The organism is Serratia sp. Nf2, assembly GCF_003028435.1.
In the GTDB taxonomy this organism is placed as follows: domain Bacteria; phylum Pseudomonadota; class Gammaproteobacteria; order Enterobacterales; family Enterobacteriaceae; genus Serratia; species Serratia marcescens_L.
Genome location: NZ_PYTW01000010.1, coordinates 22148 through 48195, shown reverse-complemented (window position 1 = coordinate 48195; position 26048 = coordinate 22148). Strand labels below are relative to the sequence as shown.

General features: G+C 61.5%; 21 protein-coding genes. 5 read left to right on the top strand and 16 right to left on the bottom strand.

The window, feature by feature from the left end; all coding sequences use genetic code 11:
* Positions 1–34: 34 nt before the first annotated feature.
* The 9 genes from ydcS to purL form a co-directional block, all read right to left on the bottom strand.
* Positions 35–1189, bottom strand: coding sequence for a putative ABC transporter substrate-binding protein YdcS (gene ydcS / locus C9411_RS20340; protein WP_033635611.1), 1155 nt, complete (start codon positions 1187–1189; stop codon positions 35–37).
* Between the two features lie 73 nt (positions 1190–1262).
* Positions 1263–2726 (bottom strand): gamma-aminobutyraldehyde dehydrogenase, encoded by a 1464-nt coding sequence (locus C9411_RS20335; protein ID WP_107227805.1) that lies wholly within the window; start codon positions 2724–2726, stop codon positions 1263–1265.
* A 115-nt stretch (positions 2727–2841) separates the two neighbouring features.
* A complete protein-coding gene (locus C9411_RS20330) occupies positions 2842–3765 on the bottom strand; it encodes a LysR substrate-binding domain-containing protein (protein WP_094141987.1) in 924 nt (307 codons plus the stop codon).
* A gap of 331 nt (positions 3766–4096) precedes the next feature.
* Positions 4097–4435 carry a nitrogen regulatory protein P-II gene (glnB, locus tag C9411_RS20320; protein WP_004847623.1) on the bottom strand — a complete coding sequence of 113 codons (339 nt, stop codon included), beginning with the start codon at positions 4433–4435 and terminating at the stop codon, positions 4097–4099.
* A gap of 11 nt (positions 4436–4446) precedes the next feature.
* Positions 4447–6069 (bottom strand): NAD+ synthase, encoded by a 1623-nt coding sequence (locus tag C9411_RS20315; RefSeq protein WP_107227804.1) that lies wholly within the window; start codon positions 6067–6069, stop codon positions 4447–4449.
* Between the two features lie 130 nt (positions 6070–6199).
* Positions 6200–7540 (bottom strand): two-component system response regulator GlrR, encoded by a 1341-nt coding sequence (gene glrR / locus C9411_RS20310; protein WP_107227803.1) that lies wholly within the window; start codon positions 7538–7540, stop codon positions 6200–6202.
* Positions 7537–8409 carry a two-component system QseEF-associated lipoprotein QseG gene (gene qseG / locus C9411_RS20305; protein ID WP_107227802.1) on the bottom strand — a complete coding sequence of 291 codons (873 nt, stop codon included), beginning with the start codon at positions 8407–8409 and terminating at the stop codon, positions 7537–7539. The genes glrR and qseG overlap by 4 nt, the downstream gene beginning before the upstream one ends.
* Positions 8410–8412: 3 nt before the next feature.
* Positions 8413–9849, bottom strand: a complete 1437-nt coding sequence (locus tag C9411_RS20300; RefSeq protein ID WP_107227801.1) for a HAMP domain-containing sensor histidine kinase — start codon at positions 9847–9849, stop codon at positions 8413–8415.
* Positions 9850–10736: 887 nt separating this feature from the next.
* The gene (gene purL, locus C9411_RS20295) at positions 10737–14630 is read right to left on the bottom strand and encodes a phosphoribosylformylglycinamidine synthase (RefSeq protein WP_199200146.1); all 3894 of its coding nucleotides are present in this window, start codon (positions 14628–14630) and stop codon (positions 10737–10739) included.
* A 274-nt stretch (positions 14631–14904) separates the two neighbouring features.
* Here purL and mltF point away from each other — a divergent pair, with 274 nt between their 5' ends.
* Positions 14905–16365 (top strand): membrane-bound lytic murein transglycosylase MltF, encoded by a 1461-nt coding sequence (gene mltF, locus C9411_RS20290; protein WP_063990557.1) that lies wholly within the window; start codon positions 14905–14907, stop codon positions 16363–16365.
* On the opposite strand, the gene tadA is transcribed toward mltF, so the two are convergent.
* Positions 16366–16872: a tRNA adenosine(34) deaminase TadA gene (tadA, locus tag C9411_RS20285; protein WP_063990558.1), complete on the bottom strand. Its 507-nt coding sequence runs from the start codon at positions 16870–16872 to the stop codon at positions 16366–16368.
* A 117-nt stretch (positions 16873–16989) separates the two neighbouring features.
* Here tadA and C9411_RS20280 point away from each other — a divergent pair, with 117 nt between their 5' ends.
* Positions 16990–18042 (top strand): DUF2157 domain-containing protein, encoded by a 1053-nt coding sequence (locus C9411_RS20280; protein WP_063990559.1) that lies wholly within the window; start codon positions 16990–16992, stop codon positions 18040–18042.
* 47 nt (positions 18043–18089) lie between these two features.
* Here C9411_RS20280 and yfhb read toward each other — a convergent pair whose 3' ends face one another.
* From yfhb to murQ, 3 genes are read right to left on the bottom strand one after another with little or no spacing between them, the layout of a single operon-like run.
* Positions 18090–18746, bottom strand: coding sequence for a phosphatidylglycerophosphatase C (yfhb, locus tag C9411_RS20275; protein WP_063990560.1), 657 nt, complete (start codon positions 18744–18746; stop codon positions 18090–18092).
* Between the two features lie 3 nt (positions 18747–18749).
* The gene (locus C9411_RS20270) at positions 18750–20117 is read right to left on the bottom strand and encodes a PTS transporter subunit EIIC (RefSeq protein ID WP_107227800.1); all 1368 of its coding nucleotides are present in this window, start codon (positions 20115–20117) and stop codon (positions 18750–18752) included.
* Between the two features lie 18 nt (positions 20118–20135).
* Entirely contained in the window at positions 20136–21029 is an 894-nt protein-coding gene (gene murQ, locus C9411_RS20265; protein WP_107227799.1) for an N-acetylmuramic acid 6-phosphate etherase, read from the bottom strand.
* Between the two features lie 167 nt (positions 21030–21196).
* Here murQ and C9411_RS20260 point away from each other — a divergent pair, with 167 nt between their 5' ends.
* The 3 genes from C9411_RS20260 (at position 21197) to C9411_RS20250 (ending at position 24085) form a co-directional block, all read left to right on the top strand.
* Positions 21197–22045: a MurR/RpiR family transcriptional regulator gene (locus C9411_RS20260; protein WP_016929788.1), complete on the top strand. Its 849-nt coding sequence runs from the start codon at positions 21197–21199 to the stop codon at positions 22043–22045.
* A gap of 143 nt (positions 22046–22188) precedes the next feature.
* Positions 22189–23733, top strand: a complete 1545-nt coding sequence (locus tag C9411_RS20255; RefSeq protein ID WP_199200145.1) for a phosphoethanolamine transferase — start codon at positions 22189–22191, stop codon at positions 23731–23733.
* Between the two features lie 91 nt (positions 23734–23824).
* The gene (locus C9411_RS20250; RefSeq protein ID WP_033648939.1) at positions 23825–24085 is read left to right on the top strand and encodes a YfhL family 4Fe-4S dicluster ferredoxin; all 261 of its coding nucleotides are present in this window, start codon (positions 23825–23827) and stop codon (positions 24083–24085) included.
* A 45-nt stretch (positions 24086–24130) separates the two neighbouring features.
* Here the strand turns inward: C9411_RS20250 and acpS are convergent, their stop codons facing one another.
* From acpS to recO, 3 genes are all read right to left on the bottom strand, one after another.
* Positions 24131–24511, bottom strand: coding sequence for a holo-ACP synthase (acpS, locus tag C9411_RS20245; RefSeq protein ID WP_004929169.1), 381 nt, complete (start codon positions 24509–24511; stop codon positions 24131–24133).
* A complete protein-coding gene (gene pdxJ / locus C9411_RS20240) occupies positions 24511–25242 on the bottom strand; it encodes a pyridoxine 5'-phosphate synthase (RefSeq protein WP_025303943.1) in 732 nt (243 codons plus the stop codon). Before pdxJ ends, acpS begins: the two co-directional genes overlap by 1 nt.
* A 71-nt stretch (positions 25243–25313) precedes the next feature.
* On the bottom strand, positions 25314–26045 hold the full coding sequence (recO, locus tag C9411_RS20235) for a DNA repair protein RecO (RefSeq protein ID WP_004929165.1): 732 nt from the start codon (positions 26043–26045) through the stop codon (positions 25314–25316).
* Positions 26046–26048 lie beyond the last annotated feature (3 nt).

The following is a 26048-nucleotide window of genomic DNA, read 5'->3' as shown; positions in this document are numbered from 1 at the left end:
TGTAGTTCGGGCGCAGCGGGCTGCGCCCTGCGGCTTAGCGGCCGCCCATGATGGCGATGTAATCCTGGGTCCAGCGGCTGTACGGCACGAACTTGCCGCCCTGCGCCTGCGGCGTTTTCCAGAAGGCGATTTTGTCGAACTGGTTGAAGCCGTTGGTTTCGCAGCCCTTCTCACCCAGCAGCGCGCTGGCCTTGCAGCCCGCCGGTGACGCCGGCACCGACCCGAACCAGGCCGCCACATCGCCCTGCACCTTCGGCTCCAGCGACCAGTTCATCCACTGGTAGGCACAGCTCGGGTGTTTGGCGTCGGCATGCAGCATGGTGGTGTCCGCCCAGCCGGTCACGCCCTCTTTCGGGAACACGGTGGCGATCGGCTGCCCCTCGCCCTTCAGGGCGTTGGCCTGATATGGCCAGGCGCTGGAGGCCACCACGCCTTCGTTTTTAAAGTCGCTCATCTGCACCGAGGTGTCGTGCCAGTAGCGGTGGATCAGCGCGTGCTGGCTGCGCAGCAGCTTCAGCGCCGCCTGATACTGCTCTTCGTTGAGCTGATAAGGATCGCTGATGCCAAGCTGCGGCTGGGTGGCCTTCAGGAACAGCGCCGCATCGGCGATGTAGATCGGGCCGTCGTAAGCCTGCACCCGGCCCTGATTGCTCTTGCCGTCCGGCAGATTCTGCTGCTGGAAGATCACCGCCCAGCTGTCCGGCGGCGTCGGGAAGGTTTTGGTGTTGTACATCAGCAGGTTCGGCCCCCACTGGTACGGCGTGCCATAGGTTTTGCCGTCCACGGTGTACCAGGCGCCGTTCAGCAGGCGCGGATCGATGTTCTTCCAGTTCGGGATCAGCGCGGTGTTGATCGGCTGCACCCGCTTGCCGAAGATAAGGCGCAGCGAGGCGTCGCCGGAAGCGGTCACCAGATCGTAGCCGCCCTTGGCCATCAGGCTGACCATTTCATCGGAGGTGGCGGCTGTCTTCACGTTCACCGCGCAGCCGGTTTGCTTTTCAAACTGGGTGACCCAGTCGTAGTTTTTGTCGGACTGGCCGCGTTCGATGTAGCCGGGCCAGGCGATGATATCCAGCCGGCCTTCGCCTTTGCCCAGCGACTGCGGCAGATCGGCCGCCTGGGCCAGGCCGCACAGCACGGTGAGACAGAGCGCGGAGACGGTGGTGGTGACTGCGGTAGTTTTTCTCATCGTAATTACCCCTGTGTTGCGTATCTGTGTGCGGCGGGGAACGGCTGCCGCCCGATTTTGCTTTATAGAACCGCTAGAAGCTGGCTTTGAACTTCGCCATTACGTGCCTGACAACGCTGTAATCCTGCAGCGAATCGCTGGACAGATCCTTGCCGTAGCCTGAGCGTTTCAGGCCGCCGTGCGGCATCTCGCTCGCCAAGGTGAAATGGGTGTTGATCCAGGTGCTGCCGTACTGCAGATGGGCAGCGATGTGTAGCGCCCGGTCGATATTTTGCGTCCACACCGACGAAGCCAGCCCGTATTCCGAATCGTTGGCCCACGCGACCGCCTGTTCCAGGTGCTCGAAGCGCGTGACGCTGACCACCGGGCCAAACACCTCGCGCTGCACGATTTCGTCGCTTTGCAGGCAGCCCGCCAGCAGGGTCGGCTGGTAATAGAACCCCGGCCCGGAGTGGGCCGCGGCGCCGGTGATCAATTCGATATGCGGTTGGCTGAGCGCCCGCTCGACGAAGCTGGCGACGCGATCGCGCTGACGGCTACTTATCAACGGGCCGATCTCGTTGTCCTGATCGCGCTTGCGGGCGAAGCGCAGGCTGGCGACCGCCTCGCCCAGCGCGTCCACCAGTTTGGGATAGATGCCCGCCTGCGCGTAGATGCGGCAGGCGGCGGTGCAATCCTGGCCGGCGTTGTAATAGCCGTAGGTGCGGATGCCGTTGACCACCTCGTCGAGATCGGCGTCGTCGCAGACGATCACCGGCGCCTTGCCCCCCAGTTCCAGGTGGGTACGCTTGACGCTTTTGGCCGCCGCCTGAAGAATTTTTTGCCCGGTGACGATATCGCCGGTGACCGACACCAGCCGCACCTGCGGATGCCCCACCAGCTGGCTGCCGACCCCTTCCCCGCCGCCGTAGACGATATTCAGCACGCCCGGCGGCAGGATATCCTGCAGCGCCGGCACCAGCGCCAGAATGGTCAGCGGCGTATGCTCGGAGGGTTTAAACACCACGGTATTGCCCGCCGCCAACGCCGGCGCAATCTTCCACGCCGCCATCATCAGCGGATAGTTCCAGGGGGCGATCGAGGCCACCACGCCGATCGGATCGCGGCGGATCATCGAGGTGTGACCCGGCACATACTCGCCGGCCAGCTGCCCTTGCTGCGTGCGCACCGCGCCGGCGAAGAAGCGGAACACGTCGACCGCCGCCGGCAGATCGTCATTGAGCGCCTGATGCAGCGGTTTGCCGCAGTTGAGGGCTTCCAGCTGCGCCAGCTGCGGCGCCTGCAGCTCGATGGCGTCGGCGATGCGCAGCAATAGAGCGGCGCGCTGGGCCGGCGTGGTGCGCGACCAGTGGCCGAACGCCTGCTGCGCGGCTTTCACCGCGCCGCCGACCTGCGCCGAAGAGGCTTCGGTCAGGGCGATCAGCGTCTCGCCGTTGGCCGGATTGACGATGCACTCCTGCTGGCCTTCGCCGTCGACCATCTGACCGTTAATGAACTGCTGACAGGACAAACCTGAGAGAACCTGCACATCTGCCATCGCCTGACGCCTCTAAGTGACAAAAACGTTAACCAAATGTGAATAAGTTAGTTTTAATCAGCCTAAGCGAGCCTCTGGCGGGCAACAAATTCTAAATACTGAACGCCGCGTTCGATTAAATCGAATGCTTAAGCCCGGCGGCGTGTTTGCTGCCGTTCTCGCGCGCGATGGTAAGGAACGGCGTCACCAGCTCCGGCCGCGCGCTGCCGCGCCGCCACGCCAGCCCGATATCCAGCGGCTCCAGCAGATCGTCCAGCTTGCGCGCCTCGATCATGTTTCCCTCCAGCGACCAGGCGCGGTACGCCATGTCCGGTTGGATGGAGACTCCCATTCCCGCCGCCACCAGGCTGCGCACCGCCTCGGTCGAGGCGGTCTTCATGGCGATCTCCGGCTTCAGCCCGGCACGCGACCAAATGCGCCGCGCGTGCACGTCCATTTCATCGGCGTTGAGCTGGATCAACGGCTGTTTGGCCACGTCCGCCAGGCTGATGCTCTCGTGATCCAGCAGCGGGTGCAGCGGCGGCAGCCACAGGCGATACGGCGAGTGCATCAGCACCTCGGTCTGCAGCGCGTCGCGGTCTTCGATGTTAGACAGGATCAGCACACCGATGTCGATCTCGCCGCTGACCAGCAGATGCTCGATATACGGGCGCTCGTCTTCAACCACCTGCACGGTGACGTTGGGATAGGCCGATTTAAAGCGCGTGAGCAGCTCCACCAGAAAGTAGCCGGCCACCAGGCTGGTGACGCCGATGGTCAGCTTGCCGGTCAGGCTTTCGGTGCCGATCTGCAGGCTGCGCTTGGCGTTGTCCACCGTCGCCAGGATCAGATACGACTGGCGCAGGAACTGATGCCCCTGATGGGTCAGCGTCATGCCCTTGGCGTGGCGATCGAACAGCCGTACGCCGATCTCGGTTTCCAACTGCTGGATCGCCAGCGTCAGCGAAGACTGGGAGACAAACACCGCCTGGGCGCCGGCGGAGATCGACCCGGTTTCCGCCACCGCGATGAAGTGGCGGATTTGGCGTAACGTCATCATCCCCATCGCCTTTCAAGCCGCTGCGTTGTTGTCTGCGTGCGCTTACCCCAGTCACTTACTTGAGTAAGCTCCTGGGGATGCACGCCCTTGCCGCCTAGCCGCAACTTGAAATTCATTGGGGATCACCTCAATCAAGATAGTTAGATTGATTGTAGATCCCGCGAGAAAAGCGATCGGGAAAAGTATCAAAAACGCGATAGCGTTCGCTTTTTTAGAATACCTACGGACAAAAAGGGGGAAACGGCGAGGCAAAGAAGTGCGATGTGCGGGGGACAGAAATGACAAGAGCGCAGCACGCTGCGCCCTGGATAGCCGATGATCCTGCGGAGGATCAGATCGCTTCTTCGTCCTGCTCGCCGGTACGGATTCGCACCACGCGCGCCACGTCGAAGACAAAGATTTTGCCGTCGCCGATCTTGCCGGTCTGCGCGGTCTGCATGATGGTTTCCACGCAGGTGTCGACGATATCGTCGGCAACCACGATCTCGATCTTCACCTTAGGCAGAAAGTCGACCATGTACTCGGCACCGCGGTACAGCTCGGTGTGGCCCTTTTGGCGGCCGAAGCCTTTCACTTCGGTGACCGTCATGCCGGTGATGCCCACTTCGGCCAGCGCTTCGCGGACGTCATCCAGTTTGAACGGCTTGATAATCGCGTCGATCTTTTTCATCTTCTTTCCTTTTACCAATTTTTGCGGCCAAAACCGGATGTGATGGGGTAGCGGCGGTCTTTGCCGAAGTTACGGGCGGTGATACGCGGCCCGACGGCGGCCTGACGCCGCTTGTATTCGTTGATGTCCACCAGGCGGATTACCTTGCGCACGATCGCTTCGTCGAAGCCTTCGGCCACCAGATCGGCAACCGACTTGTCGCGCTCAACGTAGCCTTCCAGGATCGCGTCCAGGATATCGTACGGCGGTAGGCTGTCCTGATCGACCTGATCCGGCGCCAGCTCGGCGGACGGCGGACGATCGATCACCCGCTGCGGGATCACGTAGGAGACGGTGTTACGGTATTCGGACAGCTTGAACACCAGCGTTTTCGGCACGTCCTTCAGCACGTCGAAACCGCCGGCCATATCGCCGTACAGCGTGGCGTAACCCACCGCCATTTCGCTCTTGTTGCCGGTGGTCAGCACGATGCTGCGGCGTTTGTTGGACAGCGCCATCAGCACCACCCCGCGGCAACGCGCCTGCAGGTTTTCTTCGGTAGTGTCGCGCTCGGTGCCAGCGAACATCGGCGACAGCTGGCCCATAAAGGCGTCGAACATCGGTTCGATGGAGACGATATCGAACTCCACGCCGAGGATTTCCGCCTCTTCCTTGGCGTCGGCGATGCTGATATCCGCGGTATAGCGGAACGGCATCATCAGCGCCTGCACCTTGTCTTTGCCCAGCGCATCCACGGCGATCGCCAGCGTCAGCGCCGAGTCGATGCCGCCGGACAGGCCCAGCACAGCGCCTTTAAAGCCGTTTTTGGTCACGTAGTCGCGCACCGCCAACACCAGCGCCTGGTACACCTGCGCCAGCTGCGGCAGCTCAGCGGCCGGATCGGCCATCGGCACCACGGCCAGCTCGTTGAATTCCAAACGAGTCACCTGCTCGTCGAAGGCCGCCAGACGGTGAGTCAGGGTGCCGGCGGCGTCGAATACCTTGGAGCAGCCGTCGAAGATCAGCTCATCCTGGCCGCCGACCTGATTGAGGTACACCAGCGGCAGCTGGGTGCGCTGGCAGTGGCCGGCCATCAGCGTTTTGCGGATATACGGCTTTTCGCGGTTATACGGCGAAGCATTGATCGACAGGATAATTTCCGCGCCCGCCGCCTTGGCGGCGTCGATCGGCTCAGGGAACCACAGATCTTCGCAAATCAGCAGACCCAGACGGTAGCCTTTCAGCTCCACCACGCAGGTGTCGTTGCCGGCGTGGAAATAGCGCTTCTCATCGAACACGCCGTAGTTCGGCAACTGCTGCTTGAAGTAGCGGGTCAGCAGGCGGCCTTCGGCAAACAGCGACAGCGCGTTATACAGCTTGCCGCCTTCGCGCCACGGGTGGCCGACCAGGATCGCCGTCTCGGCGGAGGCCTGCTGCAGGCGCAGCAGCTGCGCGTCGCAGCGCTGATAGAAGTCATTGCGATACAGCAGATCTTCCGGCGGGTAGCCGGACAGCGCCAGTTCGCTGAACATGACCAGATCGGCTCCCGCCTTCTGCTGCTCCTGCACGATTTGCAACATGCGTTCGGTGTTGCCTTCAATGTCGCCGACCAGCAGGTTCAGCTGGGCCAGGGCGATGGAAAGTGATCTGCTCATTTGTGTACGATCCCGCTTAATACGTTCCATGGTGCTCTACGCCGGGGCGCGCCGCGGCAAAGAGAACGGAGTGTAAATCATTCCGCCGGATTTGTTGAGAACCTGCGTGGCAGGCGCCGGCGGCAAACTGTCATTCTTTAAAATCGTTGGCGTCCAGCTCGTGGCGCGACAGCAATTTGTAAAACTCGGTGCGGTTGCGGCCCGCCATGCGCGCGGCCTGGGTCACGTTGCCCTTGGTGATCTGCAGCAGCTTGCGCAGGTAGTGCAACTCGAACTGGTTGCGCGCTTCGGCGAAGGTCGGCAGCGCGGTGTTTTCCCCTTCCAGCGCCTGCTCCACCAGCGCTTCGCCGATCACCGGCGCCGAGGTCAGCGCCACGCACTGCTCGATGACGTTGACCAGCTGACGCACGTTGCCCGGCCAGCTGGCGGTCATCAGCCGCTTCATGGCATCGGTCGAGAAGCTGCGCACGAACGGCTTGTGCCGCTGAGCCGCCTCGCGCAACAGGTGGTTGGCCAGCAGCGGGATATCTTCGGCGCGTTCGTTGAGCGCCGGGATCTTTAGGTTCACCACGTTGAGGCGATAGTAGAGATCCTCGCGGAACTCGTTCTTCGCCATCGCCTTTTGCAGATCGCGGTGGGTGGCGGAAATGATGCGCACGTCAATGTCCAGATCGCGGTTGCTGCCCAGCGGCCGCACCTTGCGCTCCTGCAACACGCGCAGCAACTTCACCTGCAGCGACAGCGGCATATCGCCGATCTCGTCGAGGAACAGCGTGCCGCCCGCCGCCGCCTGGAACAGCCCTTCGCGGCTGCTGACCGCGCCGGTAAAGGCGCCCTTGGCGTGGCCAAACAGTTCGGACTCCAGCAGCTGCTCCGGCAGCGCGCCGCAGTTGATGGCGATGAACGCCTTGCCGGCGCGCGGGCTGGCCGCGTGAATAGCCTGCGCCACCACCTCTTTACCGGTGCCGCTCTGACCGTTGATCAAGACGCTGACGTCGGACTGCGCCACCATTTTCACCTGCTCCAGCAGGCGCAGCATCAGCGGGCTGCGGGTGACGATGTCTTCGCGCCAGGCCTCGTCGCCGGCCGGGGTGGCCGACAGCGCGAGCGCCTCGTCGATGGCCTTGTACAGCGCATCGCGATCCACCGGCTTGGTCAGGAAGCTAAACACCCCCTGCTGGGTAGCGGCCACCGCATCGGGAATCGAACCGTGCGCGGTGAGAATGATTACCGGCATGCCCGGCTGATGTTTTTGGATCTCGGCGAACAGCGCCATGCCGTCCATCTCGTCCATACGCAGATCGCTGATCACCAGATCGATCTGTTCGCGCGCCAGCAGGCGCAGCGCTTCCTGGCCGCTTTCGGCGGTGGTGACGTGAAAACCTTCGCTGGTCAGACGCATGCCCAGCAGCTTCAGCAGGCTGGGATCATCGTCAACCAAAAGTAGATTGGCCGGTTTGCGTGCGGTCATTGCGCGTGGGACTCCTTATTGGCAGGGGGCGGCGTATAAGTGTCTTCCGGTTCAACCGGCAGCGCGGTGCCCTTTTCCGGTTCGTCCTGCGGCTCAGCCCCTTTGGCGGCCGCGCCGCTTTTACCGGCGGCTTCGCCCTTTTGCGAGCCTGCCCCGTTGTCCGGGATTTCCCCTTGCAGCTGCTTGCGCGAAGAGAGCTGGCGCTCGATGTCGGTCAGATTTTCCAGCTTGCGCGAGGTGTCCTGCAGCTGCGATTGCAAACGCGCCTGGCTCTGGCGCAGCGAATCGATCTGGCTGTCGCTGCTCTCCTGCAGATGCTGATAGCGCGCTTTCTCATCGAACAGCGTGATCTGCAGCATCTGCTGCTGGCGCCACAGCTGCGTCAGCGGACGCAGTGAACCCGGGAATTCCATCCGGTAGCTGTTGATCCTGTCGATGATCTGGCGGCGTTCGCCGGAGGTCGGCTGTGCGCTGCCCAGCAGGATGCTCTGTTTGAAAACGCCGGACCAGCTGTCGCCAGGCACCGTTTTCGCCAGCGCGCGCGCCTGGGTCGAGCCGATACGGTCGGCGCAGTCCATCGCGCGCAGCCAGTAGAGCGCGTTATCCACCGCGTCCTTGTCGTCCAACTGCCACAGGGTATCGCAAGCCGCGGTGCGGTAATCGATCACCTTGGTATCCGGGATCGCCTCTTGCTGCTGAGGGTTCAGGCCGCCGCTGACGGCGCGATCGACGCAGCCCGCCAGCAACAGCGGCATAAAGAAGACGGCGCCCAACCAGCTGATCGGGCGTTTGCCGAGCGGCGCTCTGTGCGTGGCACGCGGTGAACGTTCGGTCTGTGCAAGACGAAGGCGTTTAGACCATGTGTACATTATTTATTCATTCTCGGCGGTTAACGGCAGTTCAATGCGGAAGCAGACGTCTGCACCGGCGACCGTCGCCAGTTGCAGCTCACCGCGCATGCGACGGATACAGTCCTGAGCGATGCTCAACCCCAGTCCGCTTCCTTTTACCGCCCCTTTTCGCTGGTGACTACCCTGGAAAAAAGGCTCGAAAATCATGGCTCTTTCAGCCTCGGGGATCGGCGTGCCGGTATTGGCGACGTCGATTTGCACCCGTTGTCCAACCTGACGGCTGCGGATCCAAATGTTACCGGATTCCTTGCCGTAGTGCACCGCATTGGAGTAGAGATTATCCAGCACGCGCATTAATAGCGTAGGCTCTGCCCAGCAGATTTCCGCCTCCAGCGTAATTTCGGTGGAAATCATCTTCGCCCGCGCAGGCAAACTGTGTGCGGCGACCACCAAGTCGACCATTTCGCGCAGCTCGACGTTCTCGTGTTCCGCCGGGCCATCGGCCAGTTTGCGGTTGTAATCCAGCAGCTGTTCGATCAGCTGCTGCAGATGGCGGCTGCTGTTGTCGAGGATCGCCACCACCTCTTTCTGATCGGAGGTCAGCGGCCCCGCTACCTCGTCGGCCAGCAGTTCAGTGCCTTCACGCATGCTGGCCAGCGGCGTTTTCAGCTCGTGCGAAATATGGCGCAAGAATTCGTGGCGCTGCGACTCCAGCCACGCCAGCCGCTCACTCAGCCAGATGATGCGCTGCGCCAGCGAACGCAGCTCGCGCGGCCCTTTGAACGATGCGGTACTGCCCAGCGCGCGCCCTTCCCCCAGGCGGTTGATCATCCGCTCCACGGCCTTGACCGGCCCGATGATCATGCGGGTAAACAGCACCACCAGCAGCACGCTGACCAGGAACAGTAGCAGCGCCTGCCAGCCGAAGAACTGGCCCCGTTCGGCGATGGCCTGCTGCAGCTGCTGACCGCGCGAGAACACCACCGCGCGCGTGGCCTGCACCATTTCGGCATTGGAACGGGAGAACGACTCGAGCAAGGCGGAAGCCTCTTGGTCCGGCCCGCTGTTATGGCATTTGATCGCCGCCAGCTGGGTCAGCAACTGGCGCAGCGTTTGGTAGTAACGCTCGTCCGGAAGAATCGGCGCGTGGGCGTCCAGCATCTGCGAATACTGCTTGCGCTGGTTCTGATACAGCTTTTGCAGCGTGGGATCGACCAGCACGCAGTACTGACGATAGCTACGCTCCATTTCCAGCGCCACGCTGGTCATTGCCTCGCTGCGCCGCGCGTCCACCAGCGTGGTGCGGTTGATGTCCGCCGCCTGCGCGCTGAGGTGATCCAGACTCTGGTAGGCCTGATAGGCCAGCACCAACAGCGGCAACAGCACCAACAGGAAGGCCAGCAGCACCAATTGCCGCAGCGAACGGGGGAATAAACGCCATCTTTTCAACGAAATCATCTCATTCTCTCAGCTCTGTCACGATGCTAACTGACTCGCCGGAAAGAGAAAAGCCCGGCAAGGGAGAATCCTGAACGCGCAAGGAAAAAGCTACGGGATCGGTGAACCGCGCCCATAGGCCTGGCCTGTCGACCGCATACGGCCCCGGTAACATCAACCGGTGCGAAAATGAGAGTGTGGGGATAGCATCTGCGTTCGAGGGCATAGGCAACGAAACAGGGATAAGCGCAGCGTTGAGAAATGACATCGGGGCAAGAAACTTGCCCCAACGCAAGGAAAGTGTGGATGCCCTTGAACCTCGTCCCCAGGGAGATGTAGCGCAGCGGCTGGCATCGAACAGGACGAATAGCATCCGTAAGTATCCAGAATTGATGAACCCTTCATCACAGTTGGATACAGGCGGTGCCTCACTCCACGTGTCGCCCGATGCTTGATAAAGCCGCTTGCACGGTCTGTTATCGGTTTGGTTGGACGATAGGCACCATTTCTTTGGCATCATTCGGAGGCTTATGAGGCGATTTGCCGTCTAATTACGGCGCCGTCATAAAAAGGTGAATGAGCAGCCGCTGAGAATAATGCACGTTACGTGCCAACTTTGCAATATAAATCATAACATAATGATTTTATTTAAAAATAAAATCACACCAGCAACTTCCCTCGCCCATTACGCTCTGATGAGCGATGAAAAAAACGCCGCGCTGTCGCCAAATGCCGACAACTAAAGCCAAACCCATTTACTACCAATAAAATCAAACAGTTAAATGTCTCCATTTAGCGACATGAAAAATAGCGCCTGTCGCAAAATGCAGACACTGCTGCCAGACGGCGAACGTCGGCCATAAAAAAGGGCGCAATTGCTTGCGCCCTCTGCACGGTAGTGGCCGTTTTTAGCCCAGTTGCTTACGGGCGTTGCGGAACATGCGCATCCACGGGCTGTCCTCGCCCCACTCTTCCGGGTGCCAGGAGTTGCTGACCGTGCGGAACACGCGTTCCGGGTGCGGCATCATCACCGTGGCACGCCCGCTGGCGCTGGTCACGGCGGTAATGCCGTTCGGCGAACCGTTCGGGTTAGCCGGGTAAGCTTCCGTCACCTGACCGGCGTTGTTGACGAAACGCAGCGCCACCAAACCGTGGCTTTCCAGCGCCGCCAGGTGCGCCGCATCGCGCACTTCGACATGCCCCTCGCCGTGGGAAACGGCGATCGGCATACACGAACCGGTCATGCCCTGCATGAACAGCGACGGGCTGGCCGCCACTTCCACCAGGCTGAAGCGCGCCTCGAAACGATCCGACAGGTTGCGCACAAAGCGCGGCCAGTGTTCTGCGCCTGGGATCAGCTCGCGCAGGTTGGACATCATCTGACAGCCGTTGCACACGCCCAGCGCCAGCGTCTGCGGACGGTGGAAGAACGCTTCGAACTCGTCGCGTACCCGCTCGTTGAACAAGATAGACTTCGCCCAACCTTCGCCGGCGCCCAGGACGTCGCCGTAAGAGAAGCCGCCGCAGGCCACCAGCGTATGGAAGTCCTGCAGATCGCGGCGCCCCGCCAGCAGATCGCTCATGTGCACGTCCACCGCGTCAAAGCCGGCGCGGTGGAACGCCGCCGCCATTTCAACGTGGGAGTTCACCCCCTGCTCGCGCAGCACCGCCACTTTCGGGCGAGCGCCCTTGGCGATGTATGGCGCGGCGATGTCTTCCTCCGGTGCGAAGGTCAGCTTCACGTTCAGGCCGGGATCTTGTTCATCCTGCTTGGCCTGATGTTCCTGATCGGCGCACGCCGGGTTGTCGCGCAGGCGCTGCATCTGCCAGGTGGTTTCCGCCCACCAGGTGCGCAGCGTATTGCGGCTTTCGCTGTACAGCGCCTTGCCGTGTTGGGTGATGACGAAACGATCGCCGGCCTGCACGCTGCCGATGTGATGCACGTTGTCGGTCAGTCCGTGCTGAGCAAACGCCTGCTTCACGTCGTCAAGACGTTCGGCGCTCACCTGGATCACCGCGCCCAACTCTTCGTTGAACAGCACCGCCAGCGCGTCGTCGCCGAGGCCGTCGAGATTGACGTCCACACCGCAGTGACCAGCGAAGGCCATCTCCGCCAGCGTCACCAGCAGGCCGCCGTCGGCGCGGTCATGGTAAGCCAACAGCGCTTGATCAGCCACCAGCTGCTGCATGGCGTTGAAGAAGCCCGCCAGCTGCGCAACGTTGCGCACGTCGGCCGGTTTGTCGCCCAGTTGGCGGTAAACCTGCGCCAGCGCGGTGGCACCCAGCGCGTTATGGCCGTTGCCCAGGTCGATCAACAGCAGCGCGCTGTCGCCCTTATCGGTGCGCAGCTGCGGCGTCACGGTGTGGCGCACGTCCTCTACGCGGGCGAAGGCGGTGATGACCAGCGACAGCGGCGAGGTCATTTCGCGCTGTTCGTTGCCTTCCTGCCAGCGGGTTTTCATCGACATGGAGTCTTTGCCCACCGGGATGGTGATGCCCAGCGCCGGGCACAGCTCTTCGCCCACCGCTTTCACCGCTTCGTACAGGCCGGCGTCTTCGCCCGGGTGGCCGGCGGCGGCCATCCAGTTGGCGGACAGCTTCACGCGCTTCAGGCTGCCTATCTCGGTGGCGGCCAGGTTGGTCAGCGCTTCCCCGACCGCCAGGCGACCGGAAGCGGCGAAGTCCAGCAGCGCCACCGGCGCACGTTCGCCGAGCGACATCGCTTCGCCGTAGTAGCTGTCCAGGCTGGCGGTGGTGACCGCGCAGTCGGCAACCGGGATCTGCCACGGGCCGACCATTTGGTCACGCGCCACCATGCCGGTAACGGTGCGATCGCCGATGGTGATCAGGAAGGTTTTCTCCGCAACGGCCGGCAGGTGCAGCACGCGTTTCACCGCATCGGCCAGCGTGATGTTCTCGCGCTGCACCGCCTGGCCACTCGCCTGCAGACGGGTAACGTCGCGGGTCATCTTCGGCGTTTTGCCGAGCAGCACGTCCAGCGGCATGTCGATCGGCTGGTTGTCGAAGTGGCGGTCGTTCAGCGTCAGGTGCTGTTCTTCGGTCGCTTCGCCGATCACCGCGTAAGGCGCGCGCTCGCGGCGGCAGATCTCGTCGAACTGCGCCATCTGCGCCGGGGCGATCGCCATCACGTAACGTTCCTGCGATTCGTTGCACCACACTTCCAGCGGGCTCATGCCCGGCTCGTCGTTGAGGATGTCGCGCAGTTCAAAGCGGCCGCCGCGGCCGCCGTCACTCACCAGCTCCGGCATGGCGTTGGACAGCCCGCCGGCGCCGACGTCATGGATAAACAGGATCGGGTTCTGGTCGCCCAGCTGCCAACAGCGGTCGATCACTTCCTGACAGCGGCGCTCCATTTCCGGGTTGTCGCGCTGTACCGAAGCGAAGTCCAGATCGGCATCGGACTGGCCTGACGCCATCGACGAGGCCGCGCCGCCGCCCAGGCCGATATTCATCGCCGGGCCGCCCAGTACCACCAGCTTGGCGCCGACGGTGATTTCCCCTTTCTGCACGTGATCGGCGCGGATGTTGCCGATGCCGCCCGCCAGCATGATCGGTTTGTGGTAGCCGCGCAGCTCGACGCCGTTGTGGCTGTTGACGCGCTCTTCATAGGTACGGAAGTAGCCCAGCAGCGCCGGACGACCGAATTCGTTGTTGAACGCCGCGCCGCCCAGCGGGCCTTCGGTCATGATATCCAGCGCGGTGACGATGCGTTCCGGCTTGCCGAAATCCTGCTCCCACGGCTGTTCAAAACCGGGAATACGCAGGTTGGACACCGAGAAGCCCACCAGGCCGGCTTTCGGCTTGGCGCCGCGGCCGGTAGCCCCCTCGTCGCGGATCTCGCCGCCGGAGCCGGTCGCGGCGCCCGGCCACGGCGAGATCGCCGTCGGGTGGTTGTGGGTTTCTACCTTCATCAGGATATGCGCGTCTTCCTGATGGTAATCGTACTTGCCGTTTTCCGGCGCAGCGAAGAAGCGGCCGACCTGAGAGCCTTCCATCACCGCGGCGTTGTCTTTATACGCCGACAGCACATAGTCCGGCGTCTGCTCATAGGTGTTCTTGATCATTTTGAACAGCGATTTAGGCTGCTGTTCGCCGTCGATGATCCAATCGGCGTTGAAAATCTTGTGGCGGCAGTGCTCGGAGTTGGCCTGCGCGAACATATAAAGTTCGATATCCGTCGGGTTGCGCCCCAAATCGGTAAAGGCATTCAGCAGGTAGTCGATCTCGTCCTGCGCCAGCGCCAGGCCGAGCCGGACGTTAGCCTGCTCCAGCGCGGTGCGCCCTGCGCCCAACACATCGATCGACTGATACGGCGCCGGCTGATGGTGCGCGAACAGCTGTTCGGCCTGTTGCAGCTCGCTGAAGACGATTTCCATCATGCGATCGTGCAGCAGCGCGGCGAGCTGGCCCCACTGGGTTTCCGTCAGCTCGGGCGCCTTGACGTAGAACGCCAGGCCGCGTTCCAACCGCAGCACCTGTTGCAAACCGCAGTTGTGGGCGATGTCGGTGGCTTTGGAAGACCAGGGAGAAATGGTGCCCGGACGTGGCGTAACCAGCAGCAACCGGCCTTCGGGAGCGTGTTCGGCGAGAGAAGGACCGTACTTGAGCAGCCGTTGAAGTTTGGCGTGTTCTTCGGCACTGAGCGGTGCGCTAACATCGGCAAAGTGGACGTACTCGGCGTAGATATCACTGATGGGCAGGTGAGCGTCCTGGCAGCGGGACAGCAGTTTGGTAATGCGAAAAGCCGATAAAGCGGGCGAACCACGCAGAATTTCCATAATCAAAGTTCTCTCGTCTTCGAAGCGACGGATAAGACGCTTCATTGGGCGCAACAGGGGAAAACGCGCGTCATTATAGAGAATCCTCGCCGCCGACGAAACCGTTTGCGTAGGGATTATTGATAAAAGCGTGCCGCACCGTCGAATTGTCATAACGTGTCAATAAAGTTGCACACTGGCGTTTTGTTGCGCAAAATGCCCCCGCACTGGTGATTTAACCATGAGAAAATTCGCGGTTATTGTCGCCGGCGTACCTGTGCCACCACTGGATAACTATTTGAAACGTCTTAAAATAAACTACATCCTCATCGGCGTTGTCACCCTGCTTCTGGCTCTCGCCCTGTGGCCCAATATCACCTGGCGCAGCGGCCAGGGCGGGCAACTCCAGGAGATCATTTCCCGCGGCGAGTTGCGTATCAGCACGCTGAACTCCCCGCTGACCTATTTCAACACCAAGCAAGGGCCGGGTGGGCTCGACTACGAACTGGCCAAGCGCTTCGCCAACTACCTCGGGGTGAAGCTGGTGGTGATCCCCCATCAGAACATCAATGACCTGTTCGACGATCTGGACGACGACGACGCCGATCTGCTGGCGGCGGGCCTTATCTACAACCAGGAGCGCCTCAGCCGCGCGCGCACCGGCCCCGCCTACTACTCCGTTTCCCAACAGCTGGTGTACCGGCTGGGCACCCCGCGGCCAAAAGGCTTCGCCGACATTAAAGGCAAGCTGGCGGTCGCCTCCGGTTCCGCGCACGTCAGCACGCTAAAGCAGCTCAAACAGGATAAATACCCGGATCTCGCCTGGGAGTCCTCCAGCGATCTCACCTCCAAAGAGCTGCTGGAGCGGGTGGCCGACGGCAAGCTGGACTACACCCTCGGCGATTCGGTCACCATCGCGCTGCTGCAGCGCATCCATCCGCAGCTGGCGGTGGCGTTCGACGTCACCGACGAAGAACCGGTCACCTGGTATCTGAAACGCGACGGCGACGACAGCCTGTACGCGGCGATGCTGGACTTCTACAGCCAGATGGTGGACGACGGCACCCTGGCGCGGCTCGAAGAAAAATACCTCGGCCACGTCGGCAGCTTTGACTATGTGGACACCAAAACCTTCCTGTCGGCCATCGACTCGGTGCTGCCCAACTTCCGCCCACTGTTCGAGAAGCACGCCAACGAGATCGACTGGAAGCTGCTGGCGGCCATCGCCTATCAGGAATCGCACTGGAATCCGCAGGCCACCTCACCCACCGGCGTGCGCGGCCTGATGATGCTGACCCGCGCCACCGCCGACGGCCTGGGGGTCAACGACCGCCTCGATCCGGAAGAGAGCATTCAGGGCGGCGCGCTCTACCTGCAGCGGCTAATGGCCAAGGTGCCGGACAGCGTGCCGGAAGACGAGCGCATCTGGTTCTCGCTGGCGGCCTACAACATGGGCTGGGGCCACATGCTGGACGCGCGCAAGTTGACCAAAACGCAAAAAGGCAATCCGGACAGCTGGGTCGACGTCAAGCAGCGCCTGCCGATGCTCAGCCAGAAGCGCTACTACCCGCAGCTGACCTACGGCTATGCGCGCGGGCGTGAAGCCTACAACTATGTAGAAAACATCCGCCGCTACCAGGTCAGCCTGGTGGGCTATCTGCAGGAAAAAGAGAGAAAGGCGGCGCAAGCGGCCGCCGAGCAGGAGGCGTTGGGGAAAGGCTATCCGACGGTGATGCCGGAACTGGCGCTCAACCACTGATTATTCCGGCTTATCCACCGCCCGCTGCGCCAGCCTGAGCGCTTTTTTCTGTTCGCGGCGCAGGCGGAAGAAATTGCTCAAGGTGGCGGCGCATTCGTCCGCCAACACACCGGAGACGATCTCCACCTGATGGTTCATGCCCGGATGGCGCAAAATATCCACCAGCGAACCGGCCGCGCCGGTTTTCTCGTCGGCGGCGCCATACACCAACCGGCGGATACGGCTGTGCACCATCGCACCGGCGCACATCACGCAGGGCTCCAGCGTGACGTACAGCGTGGCGTTCAGCAGGCGGTAGTTTTGCAGCACCGCGCCGCCCTGGCGCAGCGCCATGATCTCGGCGTGTGCGGTAGGATCGTGTCGGCCGATCGGGCGGTTCCAGCCCTCGCCGATGACCTGATTGTCCAGCACCAGCAGCGCACCCACCGGCACCTCGCCCTCTTCCTGCGCGCGCAGGGCCAGCTGCAATGCCTGACGCATCCAGTACTCATCGTTATATTCAGTCATCGCATAATTCCTCGTGCGCTTTTGCGGCGGGCATTATACACACTAGCCTCCCTTTGTCGTAGCCGCCCGCCAATGGCTATACTGGCCGAATCAGCGTGTGATTCAGGGACAAGAAGCATGAAACTCAGTAAAAAGAACGCGGTCGTGGTGCGCAAGGCGCTGGACGGCTGGGTGGGGGAAGGCGCCTTGACGCCCGAACAACGGCAGCAACTGCTGCAGCATGTGGCCGTACAGCCTTTCGACTGGCGGCGGCTGGCGCGCTATGCGTTTCTCGCCGCGCTGGCCTCTCTGCTGATCGCCGTCACCAGCCTGTTCGCCGACAGCGAACTGCTTGCATGGCTCAGCGGACTGTTCCGCTTCGACGCGCCGGTACGCATGGCGATCGCCGGCGTACTGGCGGCGCTGGCCTACGTCTGGGCGCTGCGTCGCCGCCGGCGCCACCCGGAAAAACGCTACGGCAACGAAGCGGCGCTGTTTGTCGCCGTGTTGCTTACCGCCTGCGCCTTATGGCAGTTGGGGGTCTGGCTGGATAACGGCAGCGGCCGGGTTTCCGTGCTGCTGCTGTTCGCCGCGCTGCTGTACGGCGGGATCGGCTGGTTCAGCCGCTCCGGGCTGGTGTGGTGGTTCGCCCTGCTGTCGCTCGGCAACGCCTTCGGCGCCGAGACCGGCTACCTGTCCGGCTGGGGCGCCTACTGGCTCGGCATGAGCTACCCGATTCGCTTTATCGCCTTTGGCGCGGTGCTGATCGCCGCCGCGCTGCTGTTGCGGCCGCTGTTGGCGCAGCGCGGTCTGCAGCGGGTGTCGCTGGCGATGGGCCTGCTGTACCTGTTTATCGCCCTGTGGCTGCTGTCTATCTTCGGCAACTACGGCGATCTCGACAGCTGGTACAGCGCGCGCCAGATTGAGCTGTTCCACTGGAGCCTGCTGTTCGGGCTGGCCGCCCTCGCCGCCATTTGGCTGGGGTTGAAGCATGACGACGCCATGCTGCGCGGCTTCGGGTTGACCTTCCTCGGCATTAACCTGTATACCCGTCTGTTCGAGTTTTTCTGGGACAGCATGCCGAAGGCGGTTTTCTTCGTGCTGCTCGGCCTGAGCCTGTGGGCGTTGGGGCATTATGCGGAGAAGATTTGGCAGTTGGGGCGCAAGCCGCACGATGTGACCGACGACTGATCGCGGTACCGATAAAAACAATAAGGGCGGAATTCTCCGCCCTTGATTTATTCCAGCTGCTGCAGCTCGCCCTGCTTGCTTACCCGCCAACGGTGCTCGCAAAAGAACAGCAGCGGATTATCCTGCTTGCTGTCGCTGTAACCGCTGTACAGCTTCAGCGGCGCACCAAGTCGCTGCTCGAGCTGCACTACTTTCTGCGCCCCCAGGCAGCGCAAGGTCAAGACCCATCCGCCGCAGCGGCGCGTGATGCGGCTGCCAATCAACCGCACCCGCGGCAGAAATGCCGAATCGCGATACACCTGCTCCACCAGCCGTTCCGGCGAGCCGGTAATTAACCACACCTCGGCATCGTGCTCCTCCAGGTACTGCCGCAGCCGCATTTGCACCACCGGAAATGCGGTCACCTTCTGGCGGAAAGCCTCGATAAACTGCCGTTCCAGCACCTTCAGCGTCGCTTCGGCACGCCCGAAGGTAATTGCCCACAGCAGCAGGCTCATCGGCCAACGCGCGGCTCGCCCCAGCAGCAGTAACGCCAACCCGATCGGCAGCAGCAGCGGTATCACCAGCAGCAGGTTCAGCGGCAAACGGCGCAGCAGAAAACGCAAGAAACTGCCGAACATATCCTCCTGATGCAGGGTGCCGTCCAGATCGAAAAAGACCACGCGGCGCCCCTCTGCGGCCGGTTGTTGCTGCTTGTCGCTCAAACGCTACTCCTCGGGATCGTCGAACCCCATCATCCAGGTGAAGAGAAAACCGGCGATAATCGTAATCAGCATCCCCGCCAGATACAACATCACCTTACCTGAGACAATGGTCAACGCCAAAGGCAGCCCCGAAATGCCGAAGGTGATTACCGTCGCCACCTTCCAGTAGCTGATGAGCGCACCGCCGACCGCCCCGCCGAGGCAGGCGCCGATAAACGGCCGCCCCAGCGGCAGCGTAACCCCGAAGATCAGCGGCTCGCCGATGCCGAGAATGCCGACCGGCAACGCCCCTTTGATCACCTTCTTCAGCCGTGCGTTGCGGGTTTTCAACAGCACCGCCAGCGCCGCCCCCACCTGACCGACGCCGGCCATCGCCAGGATCGGCAGCAGCGGGTTGGAACCGTGCGCCTGCACCAGCTCGACGTGGATCGGCACCAGTCCCTGATGCAGGCCGGAGAGCACCAGCGGCAGGAACAGCCCCGAGAGCAGCGCTCCCACCAGCAGCCCGCCCTTGTCGATCGCCAGATTGGCACCGTGGGCGATGGCGTCGGAGATAATGCCGCCGATCGGCTGCAGAATCAGGATCGCCAGCGAGGCGGTGACCAGTGTGGTCAGCAGTGGATTGAGGATCAGTTCGACCGACTCCGGCAACAGCGTGCGCAGGCGTTTCTCCACCCAGCACATTAACGCCACCACCAGCAGCACGGCGATCACCCCGCCGCGCCCCGGCTGCAGCGCCTCGCCGAACAAGGTGATCTGCGCCAACGCCGGGCTGGAGAGAATGCCGGCCATGACGCCGCCCATCGCCTGAGAGCCGCCGAACACCCGTGCGGCGTTAACCCCGACCAAAATGTTCATGATGGCGAATACCGCGCTGCCGAAGATCGCCAACAGCCCCAGCACGTTCGGGTAGTCCACCGCCAGCTGGCCGGCGATGTCTGGCCGTTTCAGCAGGTTGATGATGCCAGTGATCAGGCCCGAGGCGATAAACGCCGGGATCAGCGGAATAAAGACATCGGCCAGCTTTTTCAGCGCGCCGCTCATCGGCGCAGCGTATTTTTGCTTGGCCTGCACCTTGGTGCGGGCCGCGTCACCGACGGCGACGACGGGCTGCGCGCTGCCGCCCAGCAATTCGCGCATGGCGTCCACCACCTTGGCGGCGGCGCCCGGGCCGACGATAAACTGATGCTGCTCACCCTGTTTGATATAGCCCTTCACGCCGGGCAGCTGCCTGAGGGCGGCCAGATCCAGGCGCTGCTCGTCGCTGACCTCGACGCGCACTCGCGTCATGCAGTTCTCCAGTTTGAGGATATTGCCCTCGCCCCCCACACCCGCCAGGATCTGTGTCGCCAATGCCGTTGTCTTGTCCATCGCCGCCCCCACAGTGAATTAACGCGCCAGCGCTGCGCGCAGATAGCCGTCGTGCCGCTGCAGCCGCTGCTGCGCCTCTTCGGCGTTGACGCCGGCTAAAATCATCAGGATCGCCGGTTTGACTTCGAAGCCGGTCTGCGCCAGCGCCGCCTCTGCCTGAGCGCGTTCGGCGCCGGTCGCCTCCACCACGATGCGGCAGGCGCGATCCACCAGTTTGACGTTGGTGGCCTTCACGTCCACCATCAGGTTCTGGTAAACCTTACCCAGCTTGACCATCGCACCGGTCGACAGCATGTTGAGCACCAGCTTCTGCGCAGTGCCGGATTTCAGGCGCGTCGAGCCGGTCAGGGCCTCTGGCCCCACCACCGGCGAAATCGCCACCTGCGCTTCGTGCGCGATCGGCGAATCCGGGTTGCAGGAGATGGCCGCCGTCGGGCAGCCCAGCCCGCGCGCATAGCGCAGTGCGCCAATCACATAAGGCGTGCGCCCGGAGGCCGCCAACCCCACCACCATATCGATGGCGCTGAGGTTCAGCGCCCGGAGATCGGCTTCGCCCAAAGCTTCGTCGTCTTCCGCCCCTTCCACCGCTTTGAGCAGCGCGCCCGGCCCGCCGGCGATCAGCCCCACTACCACGCCGTGCGGCACGCCGAAGGTCGGCGGGCACTCGGAGGCATCAAGCACGCCCAGGCGGCCGCTGGTGCCGGCGCCCAAATAAATCAGCCGCCCACCGGCCTTCAACGCCGCCGCAGCCAAATCGACCGCCAGCGCAATCGCCGGCAGCACCTTTTCAATCGCCTCCGGCACCTTGCGGTCTTCCTGGTTAAAGCAGCGGACCATCTCCAGCGTCGACATCTCATCCAGCCCCATGGTGGCCGGGTTGCGGGTTTCCGATACCAGTGCGCCTAAGTTCATCTGTTCACCTTTGAATTTTTAATTCACAAAATTAAATCAATATTTGAATATTTTATTCAACAAAGCGAGCGCTATTTGCTATTTTAACGACGAGCTCACAAAAATTTTCACCGCGCGTTTTCGCCCTCTGCGTGGCAAAATGGCCGCTGGTTTCCAGGGAAAGAACAATGAGTACCCTTCTGCGCATTCGCCAGATGTATCCGACACTGGCGCAAAACGACCGCAAGCTGGCGGATTTTTTGCTGAACAACGCCGAGCAGGCGCGCCATCTCAGCTCGCAAAAGCTGGCCCAGCTGGCCGGCATCAGCCAGTCGAGCGTGGTGAAGTTCGCCCAAAAGCTGGGCTATAAAGGTTTCCCGGCGTTGAAGCTGGCGCTGAGCGAGACGCTGGCCCAGCCGCAGGCCGAACCGGTAGTGACCGTTCACAACCACATCCTCAGCAGCGACACGCTGAAAACCGTTGGTGAAAAGCTATTGGCGGAAAAGCAGGCGGCGCTGCGCGCGACGCTGGACATCAACAGCGAAGAGCGGCTTCATCAGGCGCTGGACATGCTGCGCCAGGCGCGCCGGGTGATGCTGATCGGCATCGGCGCTTCCGGGCTGGTGGCCAAGGATTTTTCCTTCAAGCTGCTGAAGATCGGCGTGATGGCGGTGGCCGAAGCGGACATGCACGTTCAGCTGGCGGCGGTGCAGGCGCTGGACAAACGCGATCTGCTGCTGGCTATCTCCTTCAGCGGCGAACGGCGTGAAATCAATCTGGCGGCGGAAGAGGCGCGCCAGGCCGGCGCCAGGGTGTTGGCGCTGACCAGCTTCTCTCCCAACGGTCTGCAGCAACGCGCCGATCACTGCCTCTATACCATCGCCGAAGAGCCCCACACCCGCAGTGCGGCCATCTCCTCCAGCACGGCCCAGTTCGCCCTCACCGACTTGTTGTTTATGGCCCTGATCCAGCACGATCTCGATCATGCCCGCGATCGCATCAAACACAGCGAACAGTTAATGAAAAAGTTAGTTTGAGGCGTATAATGGCGGCCGATAAAACGCCGCCAGCTCAATTATTTCCCTTCTCTGCATTCGAAAAATAGTGTGCGAGCGGTGACTCGCTCAATTATCGATCAATAATTGAGCATGCATGGACAGCATTATTTAACGATACCATTATGAATACACACACTGTTATTTTAGATAAGTTACGGCACTCCGTGGCTCATCCGACCCTGCGCACTTTTTTATTTTATGTCATTATTGCTTTGATATTAATCAAAGCGATGGGATACAGCGGCGGAAAAGGCATTGATATTCTTTTTATTGCACTTACCTTGTTATTATTATCTATCCATTCACTTACCCGTTACGGCCTGATTATTCCGTTTATTCTGCTATGCGCGCTGTATGCGCCGGTCGGGGCCATATACGGTTCCCCATCAGCCGTCGTGGTGTCCGCCCTGCTGCAATCCAACCCGATAGAGGCAAGGGAGTTTTTGCAAACCCTCCCGGTCAGCTGTTATCTGTTACCTGTCGCCATTCTGGTTACGCCGGTCATTCTCGGTCGATTTATTTGGCGATACCCCCTGTCAAAGAAAACAATATTGACCGCATTGGCCCTGCTTACGGTGATTATTATCGCCAGAGCATTCAGCGGTGGGTTGAGTAATCTTCGATTGCCTGATTTCTTTTTATCCACTTATTCAGCTTACCATCAATACCAACAGCAGATTGATGAATTAAACACCGACGCTTCAGCACCAAACCGCTGGTCGCTTTCCGCCGGCGCACCAACGAATGAGAACTATGTCATTATCGTCGGCGAAAGTATGCGCAGGGATCATATGTCCTTATTTGGTTATCCGGTGTCCACTACACCGTTTCTGGATAATGCCAAGGGACGGTTTTACAGCAATTATATTTCCACCGCGCCGAATACGTTCGAATCGCTCCCCCGCACGCTGGCTTTAAGCAACGGCCACAACATTGCCCTCGGGGATAACCTTATCACCCTGGCAAAAGCCGCCGGCCTCAATACCCACTGGCTGTCCAATCAGGGCATGTTCGGGCAATTCGATACGCCGGTATCAAAAATCGCCATGTTCAGCGATAGCCATTACTTCCTGAAGAAAGGCGACTATCAATCGCGCAACACCGATGATGATGCACTGCTGCCGATATTTGACCAATTATTGAGCCGCCAGGGGCAAGGCAACCTGTATGTGCTGCATCTGATGGGCTCGCACGCCGACTTTTGCGAGCGGCTTAACGGCGAAACGCCGAGCGTCGAGTCGCCGAATAAGGAGCTGGCCTGCTACCTCTCTACCTATCGCAAGACTGACCGTTTTATCGAGCAGGTTTATCAAAGTCTGAAACAGACCGGCGCGCCGTTTAAACTGTTCTATTTCTCCGATCACGGCCTTTCCCACAAGGATATCGGCGGCACGCGTTCTCTGCGCCACAGCGGCGATACCCGGCAGAATTATCAGGTGCCGTTGCTGGTGCTGAGCGATCGCGACCAACAGCACCAAATCATTGATGATCCCATGAGCGCGTTCGATTTTATCGGGTTGTTTGCTCAAGAGGCGGGAATACGGGTTGCCCATCCGGAGGTGATGCCTACGATGCGTATGGCGGATACCGATAAGCGCTGGGTGTTTGACGGGCAGAGAAGAGTTGATTTCGATCAGTTGGCTGATGACCCACCTGAGTTACCCTAAGCGGTAAGATGACGAAAAAACGCCCGCCGCGCGGCGATTCTATGATAGATTGCGCGCCAGCCCGAGCACACCGATGGAAAGATAACTGACAATGGCACTGCTGATTACCAAGAAATGTATCAACTGCGACATGTGCGAGCCGGAATGCCCAAACCAGGCGATTTCGATGGGCGATGAGATTTATCAGATCGATACCGATCGCTGCACCGAGTGCATCGGCCATTACGATACGCCGACCTGCCAGCAGGTTTGCCCAATCGACAACACCATCATCACCGATCCGCAGCATCGCGAGACCAACGAACAGCTGTGGGACAAGTTTGTGGTGCTGCACCACGCCGATCGCATTTAATCCGCCGCAGGACTGACAAGGGCGCCACAGGCGCCCTTGCTATTTTCAGCTTTCTACGATCACCGTCGCGCAGGCATAGCGCCGTTCGTCGGCCAGCGAAACGTGGATCGCGGTGACCCCCATCTCCCCCGCCAGCTCGGCGGCGCGGCCGTGCAAACGAATATTCGGCTTGCCCAACGCATCGTTGAACACTTCGAACTGATTGAACGCCAGGCCGTTGCGAATGCCGGTGCCGAACGCCTTGGCGGCGGCCTCTTTCACCGCGAAGCGTTTGGCCAGAAAGCGAATCGGCTGCTGGTGCTGCTGATACAGCGCCCACTCGGCATCGCTCAGCACGCGGCGCGCCAGACGATCGCCGCTGCGCTCCACCACCGCTTCGATACGCGCCATCTCGACGATGTCGGTACCCAGCCCGAGCACCGCCATTACCGGCGCGCTTCCCGCATCAGTACTTTCATGTCGGCAACCGCGGCCGGCAGCCCGCTCATCACCGCCTGGCCGATAATCGCATGGCCGATGTTCAGCTCGTGCATTTCCGGCAGCGCGGCAATCGGCTGCACGTTGTGATAGGTCAGGCCGTGGCCGGCGTTGACCTTCAGCCCCTTCTCGGCCGCGTAGGCGGCGGCTACCGCGATGCGGCGCAGTTCGGCCTGTACCGCCAGCTCGCCCTGCGCTTCGGCGTAGGCGCCGGTGTGGATCTCGATATAGGGTGCGCCCACCGCCACCGCCGCGTCGATCTGGCGATGATCGGGATCGATGAACAGCGAGACCAGAATGCCCGCCTGCGCCAGGCGCTCAACCGCCACGCTCATTTTGTCCAGCTGGCCGGCGACGTCCAGGCCGCCTTCGGTGGTCACTTCTTCGCGCTTTTCCGGCACCAGGCAGCAGAAATGCGGCTTCAGCTCAATGGCGATATCCAGCATCTCGTCGGTCACCGCCATCTCCAGATTCATGCGCGTCTGGATGGTCTGGCGCAGCAGGCGCACGTCGCGGTCGGTGATGTGGCGGCGATCTTCGCGCAGATGCACGGTAATGCCGTCGGCCCCTGCCTGTTCGGCAATGAATGCCGCCTGAACCGGATCCGGGTATTGGGTTCCGCGCGCGTTACGTAACGTGGCGATGTGATCGATATTGACGCCCAGCAGCAAATCAGCCATGACAACCTCTAAATACGATTTTCAGTGCCAGCAGTTTACACGCGGGCGCAGGGCGGCAAAAGGGGAAAAGGTCAGGCGTCGTCGACCGGCGTATTCGGCTGTTTGCGCACGAACTGGCGGAACAGTTCGCGGCTCTTCAACGGCTTGCCGCCGAGGTAGGGTTTCAGCGCCATGCGGGTGAAACGCTTGGCGGCACGCAGCGTCTCGGCATCGGGAAACTGACGCTCTGCCAGCGCGCGCAGTTCGCGCCCGGTGAAGCTGTAGTGATCCACCACCAGGCTGGCGATAAAGCCTTTCTCTTCGCGGTAACGATAGGTCATGGCGTCATCCACCGGCAGGCCGCTGCCGGCGCAGTGCAGGAAATCGAGGCCGTAGCCCAGGTGGTGCAGCAAGGCCAGCTCGAACTGACGCAGCGCCTGTTCGGGCGAGCTGTCTTCCGCCGCCAGCGCCTGCAGGCATTGCAGATAGTCGAAGAACAGCACCGAGTAGTTGGTTTCCTGCTCGAGCACGCGCGCCAGCAGTTCGTTCACGTACAGCCCGCTGTAAAGCATCATGCCGCTGAGGGGTAAACCGAGGGAGACCGCTTCGGCATTGCGCAGCGTTTTCACTTCGCCGCGGCCGCCCCAGCGCACTAACAGGGGGGTAAAGGGCTGCAGGCAACCCTTCAGATTGGAGCGGCGGCTGCGCGCGCCTTTCGCCAGCAAGCGCACCCGCCCATGACCTTCGGTAAACAGATCCAGCATCAGACTGGTTTCACTGTACGGCCGCCCATGCAGGACGAAAGCGCGCTCCCAGCCGTCCACGGA

Coding starts and splice junctions, on each gene's coding strand:
- ydcS (WP_033635611.1), bottom strand. CDS start 1,189: ATGAGAAAAACTACCGCAGTCACCACCACCGTCTCCGCGCTCTGTCTC.
- C9411_RS20335 (WP_107227805.1), bottom strand. CDS start 2,726: ATGGCAGATGTGCAGGTTCTCTCAGGTTTGTCCTGTCAGCAGTTCATT.
- C9411_RS20330 (WP_094141987.1), bottom strand. CDS start 3,765: ATGATGACGTTACGCCAAATCCGCCACTTCATCGCGGTGGCGGAAACC.
- glnB (WP_004847623.1), bottom strand. CDS start 4,435: ATGAAAAAGATCGACGCGATTATCAAGCCGTTCAAACTGGATGACGTC.
- C9411_RS20315 (WP_107227804.1), bottom strand. CDS start 6,069: ATGAGCAGATCACTTTCCATCGCCCTGGCCCAGCTGAACCTGCTGGTC.
- glrR (WP_107227803.1), bottom strand. CDS start 7,540: ATGACCGCACGCAAACCGGCCAATCTACTTTTGGTTGACGATGATCCC.
- qseG (WP_107227802.1), bottom strand. CDS start 8,409: ATGTACACATGGTCTAAACGCCTTCGTCTTGCACAGACCGAACGTTCA.
- C9411_RS20300 (WP_107227801.1), bottom strand. CDS start 9,849: ATGATTTCGTTGAAAAGATGGCGTTTATTCCCCCGTTCGCTGCGGCAA.
- tadA (WP_063990558.1), bottom strand. CDS start 16,872: ATGACTGAATATAACGATGAGTACTGGATGCGTCAGGCATTGCAGCTG.
- C9411_RS20280 (WP_063990559.1), top strand. CDS start 16,990: ATGAAACTCAGTAAAAAGAACGCGGTCGTGGTGCGCAAGGCGCTGGAC.
- C9411_RS20270 (WP_107227800.1), bottom strand. CDS start 20,117: ATGGACAAGACAACGGCATTGGCGACACAGATCCTGGCGGGTGTGGGG.
- murQ (WP_107227799.1), bottom strand. CDS start 21,029: ATGAACTTAGGCGCACTGGTATCGGAAACCCGCAACCCGGCCACCATG.
- C9411_RS20260 (WP_016929788.1), top strand. CDS start 21,197: ATGAGTACCCTTCTGCGCATTCGCCAGATGTATCCGACACTGGCGCAA.
- C9411_RS20255 (WP_199200145.1), top strand. CDS start 22,189: ATGAATACACACACTGTTATTTTAGATAAGTTACGGCACTCCGTGGCT.
- C9411_RS20250 (WP_033648939.1), top strand. CDS start 23,825: ATGGCACTGCTGATTACCAAGAAATGTATCAACTGCGACATGTGCGAG.
- acpS (WP_004929169.1), bottom strand. CDS start 24,511: ATGGCGGTGCTCGGGCTGGGTACCGACATCGTCGAGATGGCGCGTATC.
- pdxJ (WP_025303943.1), bottom strand. CDS start 25,242: ATGGCTGATTTGCTGCTGGGCGTCAATATCGATCACATCGCCACGTTA.